We start from the raw sequence: 11,442 nt of genomic DNA, 5'->3' as shown, positions 1-11,442 counted from the left end.
CAGCCGTCGGCGGACCTAGCGTCGAGGCGTCACCGACGACGGGGAGGAACCCGGATGACCCTGCACCTCGAGGGCCTGTGCACCGACGCCGCCGACCCGGACGCCCTCGCCCGGTTCTGGGCGGACGTCCTCGGCTGGGAGGTCACCCACGACCGCCCCGGCGCGGTGACGCTCGTCCCGGACGACCCGGCCTGCGTCCCCCTGCGGTTCCGCGCCGCGGTCGCACCCGGTGGCACCAGCCGCTACCACCTCCACGTGACGAGCAGCTCGACCGACGACATGGACGCCACGGTCGAGCGGGTCCTCGCCCTCGGCGGCCGCCACCTCGACGTGGGGCAGACGCCCGAGGAGGGCCACGTCGTCCTGGCCGACCCGGAGGGCAACGCGCTGTGCGTCATCCCGCCGTGGAGCCGGTTCCTCGCGGACACAGGCCGGCTCGGCGAGCTCGCCGGGGACGGGGGCCGCGCCACGGGCGTGTTCTGGAGCGAGGCGCTGGGGTGGCCGCTCGTGTGGGACGAGGACGACGAGACGGCGATCCAGTCACCGTCCGGCGGGACGAAGGTCGCGTGGGGTGGCGACCCGTTCGACCCGAAGGACGGTGTGAGCCGCACCCGGCTCGAGGTCGCCGCCGCCTCGGGCACCGACCTCGCGGACGCCGTGGTCGAGCTGGTGGCCCTGGGCGCCTCGCCCGTGGATGCGGTGCTCGCCGAGGGCGACTCGGCCGCCGTCGCCGACCCCGCCGGCACCGAGACCTGCGTCCTCCCCCCGCCCTGACGACGCGAGCCGTCGGGCGACTGCCGCTACTCCTCCCGCAACGCGCTCAGGTCACCGGTGGCCACGACCTGGGAGGCCAGCGACCGCAGCTTTCGGTTCCGGTCCTGGCTGGCGCGCCGCAGCCGTTCGAAGGCCTCCCGGTCGGTGAGGTGCTCACTGACCATGATGATGCCGATGGCCGCACCGATGACCCGAGAGGTCTGGAGGGCGGTCTCGAGGTGCTCGGAGTGCTGGCGCTCCAGGACCCCCTCGGCCTGCAGCGCGACGAGCAGCTGGCGGTCGACCTCCACCTGCTCCTCCAAGGAGGTGATGCGCCTCTGACCGTCCTGCAGGCTCGCGATGTTCGCCTCGTTGCGGTCCAGCCGCGCGGTGATGGCCTTCAGCTGCTCCTGGTCGTCGGAGCCCTGGGCGACGAGCTCTCCTTCCATGGCCCCGATTGTGCCAAGAACCACCGCTGACGTGCACTTTCGGGGCCCGGGCGGCTTCCGGCCACGGCTCATTCCGACCGTCCGTGCTGGGGTTCGGTGGTGCGGGTCGCGGCGTTCGGGCCGTGCCAGGTGAGGGTGCCGTCGGGGTCGAGGACCGGTCGCCAGCGGTGGGTCTGCTTGAAGCGGTGGTGGTGGCGGCATAGGGCCTCGAGCCCGGTGGGGGTGGTGGCACCGTCGGGCCAGGCCCTGGCGTGGTCGAGGTCGCAGCGGACGGCGGGTCGGGTGCAGCCCCACATCCGGCAGGTGCCGTCGCGGGTCCTGACGAAGTCGGCGATCGCACGGGTGGGGCGGTAGGCGGCGGTGGTGACGGAGGCCAGGGTGCCCGTGTCGGCGTCGAGCACGGCCCGGGCCACCTCCAGCGGCAGGGTCTTGAGGAGGTTGGCCATCGTCGCCGCATCGACCCAGCCGACGCCCGGCAGCTGCGCCCCGGACACCCAGGACCCCGGCCCGAGCGGGGCCATGACGGTGGTGAGGTCACCGGTCAGCTCGGGCGGCGCCTCCCGCCAGGACAGCTCCTCGCGGGAGGCGGGGTCGAGGTCGGCGTACCGGGTCACCTCACCGGTGACCGCGTCGATGACGGTGTCCTCGTCGTCCCACTGGACCCGGAACCGTTCACCCTGCGCCGGCTCCGGCGTCGCGGCGTCTGTGACGACCGGCACCCCGAGTGTCACCTGCGCGGAGACGGTCACGTTCCGCAGGACCAGGTCCGCGAGCGCGTCCGCGCGTGACTCGGGCAGCGACAGGTCGGTGTCGACCGTCCGGTACTGGCCGGCGAGCTCCTCCACGGCGGACCACATCGCCGCCGACGTGGCGGTCGGGAGCGACCCGAACCAGTCGGTCAACCCGTCCACCCCCGCCCGGACCTCCACGCACCGACCGCGCTTGGTCTGCGCGGCGTGCGCAGCGACCTGGTCGGCCGCCACCCGCGTCGCCACCCTTCGCGCCTCGCTCGCGACGCGGGCCGGGTCCATCGCCGCCAGCCGGCCCGCCAGCTCGGCATCCACCCGCAGGCACGCGTCGACGTCGAGGCCGGCGCACGCGTCGACGACCTTCTGCGCCGATACGGCCGTCACCTCGCCCTGCAAGAGCAGGCGGCGCACGTGAGGGAACCGTTCGCCGAGCGTGGCACCGAGCGTCACCTTCCGACCGGCAACCCCCTCGGTCAGCCCGGCCTCCAGGCAGAACATCGACGCCGACATCGGGTCCACGAACCCCACCGGGTGCACCCGCTCCACCGGACCACTCCCGGACAGGCGCACCTCGACCCGCGCGCCCCACGAGGCAGCCACCGCGACCAGCCCGTCAGCGGAGTTGGCCAGGTGCTGAGCCTCCCCGGCGAGCGCGAACGCGTCCTCCGCCGCCAGCCCCAACCCGCCCTCGGCCAGCTCACGACCCAGCGCCGAGACCTCCGCACGAAGGTCCGCGATGCGGCTGCTGAGCTGCCCCCTGTCCATGCCACGAGTCTACCGGGGACCACCGACACCCCTCCCCGTCATCCACAGGCAACGCGCTGCGGCACAACCGACTTCACCACAACAGGCCCACCTGTCACAGCCCGAGCAGGGTCAGCGTCGAGGGGTCCTCCTCGCCACCGAAGTACTGCTCCAGCACCGCCCGGAACGGCCCGTCACGACCAACCCCCGCCGCCACCGCGAACAGGGTCATCGACGAGCGGAGCTTGACCGCGTCGATGCCGCCGAGCACGGCGACGGGGTCAGATCCCGGCAGCCCGAGCAACGCCTCGACGCACTCCGCCAGCCGCGGCCCGAGCACCGGGTGCTCCAGGTACGCCCGCGCCTCGGCGAGGCCACGCACCCCGAACCACTGCGCCGTCGCGCTGCGCCCGAGCCCGGCCACCTGGGGGAACACGAACCACATCCAGTGCGACCGCTTCCGGCCGGCCCGCAGCTCGGCGAGCGCCGCCTCGTACGTCCCACCCGCGTCCTGTGCCGCGACGAACCGCTCGAGGTCGACCGACTCGACGGCACCCACCGAGACTCCTCTCAGTACACCGGCACCGACGGGTCGACCTCGTGCGACCAGGCGAGGATGCCGCCCGGCACGTCCCAGGCGTCGACGCCACGCGCGCGCAGCAGGTCGACCGCCTCGGCCGAGCGCCCGCCCGACTTGCAGTGCACGACGACCCGCCCCGCGGCACCCGGCACGACCGCGCCGGCCCGCACCTCGCCGACCGGCAGCAGCACCGAGCCGGGGATCTCCGCGACGTCACGCTCCCCCGGCTCCCGCACGTCGAGGAGGACGAAGTCCGCCCGGCCGGCGGCCCGCGCGGAGAGCATCCCCGCCAGCTCGACGACCGACACCTCCGGGCGGGCAGCAGACTCGGGAACGGTTGCGGTGCAAGCGTCTTCGCGCTCGGTCGCCCACCCGAGCGGCCGGGTCGCATCTGCCCCCGCACCACACACCCGGCACCCGGGGTCGCGCCGCACCGGCACGGTGTCCCAGGACTGCCGGAGCGCGTCGTGCACGAGCAGCCGGCCGACGAGCACGTCCCCCACGCCGGTGACGATCTTGACCGCCTCGGTCGCCATGACCGACCCGACGGAGGCGCACACCGCGCCGAGGACCCCGCCGACCGCGCACGACGGCACGGCGCCTGCGGGCGGCTGGGCCGGGAAGACGCAGGCGTAGCAGGGGCCCTCCCCCGCCCACCACACCGAGACCTGGCCGTCGAACCGGAACACCGACCCCCAGACGTGCGGGATGCCGAGCCGGGCGCACGCGTCGCCGACGAGGTAGCGGGTCGGGAAGTTGTCGGCGCCGTCGAGGACGAGGTCGTAGTCGGCGACCACCTCCATGGCCGACCCGGCGTCGAGCCGCACCGCGTGCCGCACCACCACCGTGTCCGGCGACACCGCGACGACCGCCTCGGCCGCGGAGTCGACCTTGGCCCGGCCGACGTCGGCCACCCCGTGGACCACCTGGCGCTGGAGGTTCGTCGCCTCGACGACGTCGTCGTCGACGACCCCGATCGTCCCCACCCCGGCGGCCGCGAGGTAGAGGAGCGCCGGCGACCCCAGGCCGCCGGCACCGACGACGAGGACCCGCGCGTTGCGCAGCCGCCGCTGCCCGTCGACGCCGAGGTCGGGCAGGAGCAGGTGGCGGGCGAAGCGGGTCCGCTCGGCGGCGGTCAGCTCGGGCCCGGGCGGCACCAGCGGGGGTCGCGCCATGTCCGGACGCTAACACCGGGGTGTGGCGCGACCCCCGGTCGGCGCCTACCCGTCCGTAGGATGCTGCGGGACGCCACGACCGGAGGACCCGATGACCAGCACCCCGACGACCACCCGCAGCACGCGGATGCCGCGCAGCGAGCGGCGCGCCCAGCTGCTCGAGGCCGCCCAGGCCGTCTTCGTGCAGTCCGGCTACCACGCGGCGGCCATGGACGAGATCGCCGAGCGCGCCGGGGTCTCCAAGCCGGTCCTCTACCAGCACTTCCCCGGCAAGCTCGACCTCTACCTCGCCCTCCTCGACACCCACTGCGACACCCTCGAGCAGCTCGTCCGCCGGGCCCTCGAGACCGGCGACGGCGACAACGAGGAGCGGGTGCGGGCCACTGTCGCGGCCTACTTCGACTTCGTCACCCGCGAGGACGCCGCCTTCCGGATGGTCTTCGAGTCCGACCTCACGAGCGTGCCGCAGGTCCGCGCCCGGCTCGACGCCGTCGAGCTCGCCTGCGCCGAGGCGATCGCCGAGGTCATCGCCGAGGACACCGGGGCCGACGACGAGCGCGCCCTCCTCCTCGGCTCCGCGCTCGCCGGGATGGCACAGGTGGCCGCCCGGCACTGGCTGGCCCAGGACGGGGACATCCCCGAGGCGGAGGCCGCGGCGACGATCAGCACGCTCGCCTGGCGCGGGCTCGGCTCCTTCCCGAAGGTCGGCGGCTGAGCCGCCGAAGGTCGGCGGCTGTGCCCTCGGCGAACACGCCCCGGCGCCGGAACAGCGCCAGCTCCTCGCGGGTTAGCCTGAGCGCGAGAACCCCCATCCCAGCGCGGGCCCGGCCCGCGCGAGCAACGAAAGGTGCGTGCCCGTGGAGGTCACCATCGGTGTCCAGAACGTCGCCCGCGAGCTGAGCCTCGAGACCGATGCCGACGCGGCCGAGGTCGCGAAGGCCGTCGACGCCGCGCTGGCCTCCCCCGAGGGCGTGCTGCGCCTCACCGACAGCAAGGGCCGCACGGTCCTCGTCCCCGGCCGCGCCGTCGGCTGGATCCAGGTCGGCGAGTCCGAGAAGGGCAAGGTCGGCTTCGGCGCGATCTGAGCGTCCCGGACCAACCGGGCCGCTGACCTGCACCGATGGGTCGGCGACACCCCGGTGTCGAAGGTTTGACCAATCTTCGTCGAGGGTCTAGCGTCGTCCTGCTGCCCGACCCCCGGGCGCAACGACGGGCCCCATCCGGGCCGGAACGGAGAATCGCATGACCGAGCTCCTCCCCCTGGCGGCGAGCAGCTGTGCCCCCTCCGGGGTCGGCGGCTGGATCGGCACGATCATCTTCGGCGCCGTCATCGGCGTCCTCGCCCGGCTGGTCCTCCCCGGCCGGCAGTCGATCAGCATGGTCGTCACCGTCGTCCTCGGCATCCTCGGCGCGCTCATCGGCTACTGGCTCTCCGCCCAGATCGGCGTCTGCACCACGAGCGGCATCGACTGGCTGCGCTGGATCATCTCGATCATCGTCGCCGCGGTCCTCGTCGTCATCTACGAGCGGGTCATGGCCGGTCGGGGCCACCGCGTCTGACGCCACCGCGCACCACCGCTCGAGCACACGAGGCCCCCGCCGCACCGGCGGGGGCCTCGTCGCGTGCCCGGTCGGTCGCGGCCTCAGGCGTCGAGCCCCATCCGGGTCATCCGCTTCTGGTGGTTCTCCGTCAGCCGGGTGAACATCCGGCCGACCTCGCCGAGGTCGAGGCCGCCGCCGACGAGAAGCGCGGCCATCGCGTCGCGCTCCACGGCGACCGCCTGGGCCTGCGAGAGTGCCTCGCCGAGCAGCCGGCGGCCCCACAGCGCGAGCCGGCCGGCGGCCGTGCGGTCGGCGCGGATGGTGTCGCGGACGATCTGCACGACGAAGTCGGCGTGCCCCTCGTCACCGAGGGCCTCCTCCATGACGGCACGGGTGTCGGCATCGACCAGGGCCGACATCTCGCGGTAGAAGTCCTTGGCGATGCCGTCGCCGACGTAGGCCTTGACCAGCCCCTCGAGCCAGCCCCGCGGACGGGTGCGCTCGTGGAAGGCGGAGAAGGGGGCGACGAACGGCGACATCGCCTCCTCCGGCTCGACCCCGAGACCGCGCAGGTGGGCGGCGAGCTGCTCGTAGTGCTGGTAGTCGGTCGTCGCGAGCCGGCCCATCGCCGACTTGAGCGCCAGCGTCGGCGCGAGGTCGCAGTCGGCGGCCATCCGGATGAACGCGGTGAGCTCGCCGTAGGCGAGGACCCCGAGGAGGTCGACGACCGCGGCGTCGTAGCCGGGTGTCTCCACGGGGTCCTGGTCCATGGAACCGGAGCCTAACGGTAGAGTGGGGCCCGTCCACGGTGCCCGGTCGGCACGTACCCGTGAGTGACCTTGACGGTCGGACGCCCGGTGTCCACGACGCCGCGACCGCCCCCGAAGACCTCCGATCGGCCCGCAGCCCCTGCGCTGGTGCGCTCGCGTGCGCCCGCCGATCCGGAAGTGACCCCATGACCGACGTCTCCGACGCCCCGACCGAACCGCAGGCCGACACCGCTGCCGTGCCCGAGCCCACCTTCGCCGACTTCCCCATCCACGCCGACATCGTCGCCGCGCTCGCCGAGCACGGCATCACCAGCCCGTTCCCGATCCAGGCGATGACCCTCCCCGTGGCCCTCGGCGGCCACGACATCATCGGCCAGGCCAAGACCGGTACGGGCAAGACCCTCGGCTTCGGCATCCCGATCCTCAACCGCGTCGTCGCCCCCGGCGACGAGACCTTCGCCGACCTGCCGCAGGCCGGCAAGCCGCAGGCCCTGGCCGTCGCCCCCACCCGCGAGCTCGCGGTGCAGGTCGCCGGCGACCTCGAGCGGGCCGGCTCCAGGCGCGGCATCCGGGTCCTCACCGTCTACGGCGGCCGGGCCTACGAGCCGCAGGTCGAGGCGCTGCGTCGCGGCGTCGAGGTCGTCGTCGGCACGCCGGGCCGGCTCATCGACCTCGCCCAGCAGGGCCACCTCGACCTCGGCAACGCACGCATCGTCGTCCTCGACGAGGCCGACGAGATGCTCGACCTCGGCTTCCTCCCGGACGTCGAGAAGATCCTCGCGATGACCCCCGCCGGCCGCCAGACGATGCTCTTCTCGGCGACCATGCCGGGCGCCGTCGTCACCCTGGCCCGCCGGTACATGAACCAGCCGACGCACATCCGCGCGATGGGCGACGACCAGGAGAACGCGCACACGGTCAAGGCGGTCCAGCAGTTCGTCTACCGCGCGCACGCGATGGACAAGGTCGAGATGCTGGCCCGGATGCTCCAGGCCGAGGACCGCGGGCTGACCATCGTCTTCAGCCGGACCAAGCGCACCGCGGCCAAGGTCGCCGACGACCTCGTCGAGCGCGGCTTCGCCGCGGCGGCCATCCACGGCGACCTCGGCCAGGGCGCCCGCGAGCAGGCCCTGCGGGCCTTCCGCAACGGCAAGGTCGACGTCCTCGTCGCCACCGACGTCGCGGCCCGCGGCATCGACGTCGAGAACGTCACGCACGTCATCAACTACCAGTGCCCCGAGGACGAGAAGACCTACCTGCACCGCATCGGGCGCACCGCCCGCGCCGGCAACACGGGCACCGCGGTGACCTTCGTCGACTGGGACGACCTGCACCGCTGGGGGATGATCAACAAGGTCCTCGACCTCGGCATCCCCGAGCCAATGGAGACCTACTCCTCGTCGCCGCACCTGTACAGCGACCTCGACATCCCCGAGGGCACGAAGGGCCGCCTGCCGCGGGCCCAGCGCACCCGCGAGGGCCTCGAGGCCGAGGTGCTCGAGGACCTCGGCGAGACCGGGAAGTCCGGCGGGCGCGGCCGGGGCGGCCGTGACGGCGGGCGGGGCCCGGGTCGCGGCGGCCGGGACGGCGCCCGGGGTGGCCAGGCCCGCGGCGAGCGCTCCGAGGACCGCTCTCCGCGCTCCGGCGAGGGCGCGGACCGCCCCCGGCGCAACCGCAACCGCCGCCGCACGCGCGGTGGCCGGCCGGCCGGTGAGGGCGCGCAGGGCTGAGCACGACAGCAGGCCGGGGGCTCATGACGGATGTCATGGGTCCCCGCTGCGTTTCCTGACTGACTGGAGGGGTACCCCGACCACCACCGGGAAGGATCCCCCATGTCGACCTCCACGACCACAGAGCCGGCCCAGGACGAACATCAGCTGAAACGCCACGTCGGCAGCATCGGGCTGCTCTTCGCGAGCATCGGCTCGATCATCGGCTCGGGCTGGCTCTTCGGGGCCATGAACGCGGCGCAGACGGCCGGTCCCGCGGCGGTCATCTCGTGGGCTCTCGGTGGGGTGATGATCCTCTTCATCGGTCTCTGCTACGCCGAGCTGGGGACGATGTTCCCGCTCTCCGGCGGAGTGGTCCGTTTCCCGCACATCTCCTTCGGGTCGACGGCCAGCTTCGTCACCGGCTGGATCACCTGGGTCGCCTGCCTGAGCGTCGCCCCGATCGAGGTCGAGGGCGCGCTGCAGTACGCGACGAAGTACGCGCCGTTCACCGAGAAGCACACGGTCACCGACGGCGCCACCGTGCACACCCTGACCGGGTTGGGCCTCGTCGTGGCGGTCGTGCTCATGGCCGTCTTCGTCGTCATCAACTACGTCGGCGTGCGCTGGTTCGCCCGGATCAACACGATCCTCGTCTGGTGGAAGCTCGCGATCATCACGATCGTCGTCCTCGCCTTCCTCTTCACCTCCTTCCACGCCGGCAACTTCACCTCGCAGGGCTTCAAGCCGCAGGGCTGGCACGGGGTGTTCACGGCCATCGCCACGTCGGGCATCGTCTTCAGCTTCCTCGGCTTCCGGCAGGGCATCGAGCTCGCCGGCGAGACCGACAACCCCCGCCGCAACGTGCCGCTCGCCGTCATCGGCTCGGTGCTGGCGACCGGGGTCATCTACGTTCTCCTGCAGGTCGCCTTCATCGGCGCGCTCCGTCCCCAGGACTTCGCGAACGGGTGGGGCTCGGTCAGCTTCACGGACGACTTCGGCCCGCTCGCCGCGATCGCCTCCTTCCTCGGCCTCGCGTGGCTCGCCGTCCTCCTCTACGTCGACGCGGTGGTCTCCCCCGCCGACACCGGGCTGATCTACATCACGGTGACCGCCCGCATCTCGCACGCGATGTCGCGCAACGGCAACGCCCCCCGAGCGCTCAGCCGCACGACCGACCGCGGCGTCCCCCTCGTCAGCATGCTCCTCGCGTTCGTCGTCGGGCTCTTCCTCTTCCTGCCGTTCCCCAGCTGGCAGCAGCTCGTCGGGTTCATCACCTCGGCCACCGTGCTCTCGTTCGGCTCCGGCCCGCTCGTGCTCGCCGCGCTCCGTCGCCAGCTGCCCGACCACGAGCGCACCTTCCGGGTGCCGGGCGGGCACGTCATCCCGTTCCTCGCGTTCTTCTCGAGCAACCTCATCGTCTACTGGACCGGCTGGGCGACGAACTCGAAGCTCTTCGTGGCCGTCCTGCTCGGGGTCGTCGTGCTCGGCATCACCTACGTCGTGCACCAGCGCCGCGAGGAGCCGTACGACTGGTCCTGGCGCGCCGGCTCCTGGTACCTGCCCTGGCTGGCCGGCCTCGCCCTGCTCTCGTGGCTCAGCGACTACGACGGCGGAGTCGGGGTCCTGCACTTCGACACCGCGATCCCGGTCATCCTCGTGTTCAGCGCGGCCGTGTACTGGTTCGCCGGGCGGGTCCGCCTGTCCACCGAGGAGGTCGAGAGCAACGTCGAGGAGACGCGTGCGGAGGCCGAGCTCGAGGAGGCCGAGGTCGTCCCGAACTGACCGCGCACCCGACGCGACGAGGGGTCGCATCCTGCCGGATGCGGCCCCTCGGTCGTGCGGTGACCCGGTGTCAGCCGGTCAACGTGCTCGTGTCGATGACGGCGCGGTAGCGCACGTCGCCGTCGACGACCCGGTCCCAGACGGCGTCGACGTCGGCGGCGTCGACGACCTCGATCGTCGCGGCGATGCCGTGCTCGGCGCAGAAGTCGAGCATCTCCTGGGTCTCGGCGATGCCGCCGATCTGCGACCCGGCGACGGCCCGGTTGCCGCCGATGAGGGACCCCGGCGGGATCTCGTACGGGGCCGGCGGCAGGCCGACGTTGACGACGACGCCACCCGGCTTGAGCAGGCGGACGTAGTCGGCGATCGGGATGTCGGCGCTCACCGTGTTGAGGACGATGTCGAAGGTGCCCTTGGCCGACCGCATGGCGTCCTCGTCACGGGAGGCGATGTGCGCGGTGGCACCGAGGGACTTCGCGTCCTCGGCCTTCGCGTCGCTGCGGGAGATGGTCGTCACCGTCGCGCCCATGGCGGCGGCGATCTTGACGCCCATGTGGCCGAGCCCGCCGACGCCGACGACCGCGACCTGCTTCCCGGTGCCGGCGCCCCAGCGGCGCAGCGGCGAGTAGGTGGTGATGCCGGCGCAGAGCAGCGGGGCGGCCACGTCGAGGTCGATGCCGTCCGGGATGCGCAGGACGAAGCGCTCGCTGACGACGACCTCCTGCGAGTAGCCGCCCATCGTCCACTCGCCGTCGTAGCCCTGCGCGTTGTACGTGCCGACGGCCGGCTTGGTGCAGAACTGCTCCATGCCGTCCTTGCACGGCTCGCACTCGCCGCAGGAGTCGACGAGGCACCCGACGCCGACGCGGTCGCCCACCCGGTGGCGGGTCACCTCGTCGCCGACCTCGACGACGGTGCCGGCGATCTCGTGGCCGACGGTGAGCGGGAAGTGCGCCGGGCCCCACTCCTCCCGGACCGTGTGGATGTCCGAGTGGCAGATGCCCGCGTAGGCGATGGCGATGCGGATGTCGTCGGGCCGCAGGGCGCGGCGCTCGATGGTCCCCTGGCGGAACCCCGAGCTCGCGGAGTCGGCGATGAGGGCGGGTGTCGAAGTGGTCATCCCGCCACGCTAGGACCGTGCGCGGTGCGCGGTCCAACCGCGAGCGCACCTTCGACGGTGAACGTT

Annotated in this window: 12 protein-coding genes; 6 read left to right on the top strand and 6 right to left on the bottom strand. The window is 73.0% G+C overall.

Annotation, left to right across the window (positions count from 1 at the left end; translation table 11 throughout):
* The first annotated feature begins 54 nt into the window (after nt 1–54).
* Nucleotides 55–774, top strand: a complete 720-nt coding sequence (locus tag PKA89_RS04005; RefSeq protein WP_324416823.1) for a VOC family protein — start codon at nt 55–57, stop codon at nt 772–774.
* 26 nt (nt 775–800) lie between these two features.
* Here the strand turns inward: PKA89_RS04005 and PKA89_RS04000 are convergent, their stop codons facing one another.
* From PKA89_RS04000 to moeB, 4 genes are all read right to left on the bottom strand, one after another.
* On the bottom strand, nt 801–1,202 hold the full coding sequence (locus PKA89_RS04000; RefSeq protein WP_324416822.1) for an ANTAR domain-containing protein: 402 nt from the start codon (nt 1,200–1,202) through the stop codon (nt 801–803).
* A gap of 68 nt (nt 1,203–1,270) precedes the next feature.
* Nucleotides 1,271–2,716 carry a DUF222 domain-containing protein gene (locus tag PKA89_RS03995; RefSeq protein WP_324416821.1) on the bottom strand — a complete coding sequence of 482 codons (1,446 nt, stop codon included), beginning with the start codon at nt 2,714–2,716 and terminating at the stop codon, nt 1,271–1,273.
* Between the two features lie 94 nt (nt 2,717–2,810).
* Nucleotides 2,811–3,254 (bottom strand): DUF1810 domain-containing protein, encoded by a 444-nt coding sequence (locus PKA89_RS03990; protein WP_324416819.1) that lies wholly within the window; start codon nt 3,252–3,254, stop codon nt 2,811–2,813.
* Between the two features lie 11 nt (nt 3,255–3,265).
* On the bottom strand, nt 3,266–4,450 hold the full coding sequence (gene moeB / locus PKA89_RS03985; RefSeq protein WP_324416817.1) for a molybdopterin-synthase adenylyltransferase MoeB: 1,185 nt from the start codon (nt 4,448–4,450) through the stop codon (nt 3,266–3,268).
* Nucleotides 4,451–4,541: 91 nt separating this feature from the next.
* Between moeB and PKA89_RS03980 the strand changes: the two genes are divergently transcribed.
* The 3 genes from PKA89_RS03980 (at nt 4,542) to PKA89_RS03970 (ending at nt 6,010) form a co-directional block, all read left to right on the top strand.
* Entirely contained in the window at nt 4,542–5,165 is a 624-nt protein-coding gene (locus PKA89_RS03980; protein WP_324416815.1) for a TetR/AcrR family transcriptional regulator, read from the top strand.
* 142 nt (nt 5,166–5,307) lie between these two features.
* Entirely contained in the window at nt 5,308–5,535 is a 228-nt protein-coding gene (locus tag PKA89_RS03975; RefSeq protein WP_324416813.1) for a DUF3107 domain-containing protein, read from the top strand.
* A 157-nt stretch (nt 5,536–5,692) separates the two neighbouring features.
* Nucleotides 5,693–6,010 carry a GlsB/YeaQ/YmgE family stress response membrane protein gene (locus PKA89_RS03970; protein ID WP_324416811.1) on the top strand — a complete coding sequence of 106 codons (318 nt, stop codon included), beginning with the start codon at nt 5,693–5,695 and terminating at the stop codon, nt 6,008–6,010.
* An 83-nt stretch (nt 6,011–6,093) separates the two neighbouring features.
* Here the strand turns inward: PKA89_RS03970 and PKA89_RS03965 are convergent, their stop codons facing one another.
* Entirely contained in the window at nt 6,094–6,762 is a 669-nt protein-coding gene (locus PKA89_RS03965) for a ferritin-like fold-containing protein (protein WP_324416809.1), read from the bottom strand.
* Between the two features lie 185 nt (nt 6,763–6,947).
* Here PKA89_RS03965 and PKA89_RS03960 point away from each other — a divergent pair, with 185 nt between their 5' ends.
* Both PKA89_RS03960 and PKA89_RS03955 read left to right on the top strand, forming a co-directional pair.
* Nucleotides 6,948–8,492: a DEAD/DEAH box helicase gene (locus tag PKA89_RS03960; RefSeq protein ID WP_324416807.1), complete on the top strand. Its 1,545-nt coding sequence runs from the start codon at nt 6,948–6,950 to the stop codon at nt 8,490–8,492.
* Nucleotides 8,493–8,594: 102 nt separating this feature from the next.
* A complete protein-coding gene (locus PKA89_RS03955) occupies nt 8,595–10,256 on the top strand; it encodes an APC family permease (RefSeq protein ID WP_324416805.1) in 1,662 nt (553 codons plus the stop codon).
* Between the two features lie 70 nt (nt 10,257–10,326).
* Here the strand turns inward: PKA89_RS03955 and PKA89_RS03950 are convergent, their stop codons facing one another.
* The gene (locus PKA89_RS03950) at nt 10,327–11,376 is read right to left on the bottom strand and encodes an NAD(P)-dependent alcohol dehydrogenase (RefSeq protein ID WP_324416803.1); all 1,050 of its coding nucleotides are present in this window, start codon (nt 11,374–11,376) and stop codon (nt 10,327–10,329) included.
* Nucleotides 11,377–11,442: the final 66 nt, after the last annotated feature.

The sequence above is a fragment of the Phycicoccus sp. genome (assembly GCF_035325325.1).
Taxonomy (GTDB): domain Bacteria; phylum Actinomycetota; class Actinomycetes; order Actinomycetales; family Dermatophilaceae; genus Phycicoccus.
The sequence above is the reverse complement of the archived record's forward strand: the minus strand, read 5'-3'. Positions and strand labels throughout refer to the sequence as shown.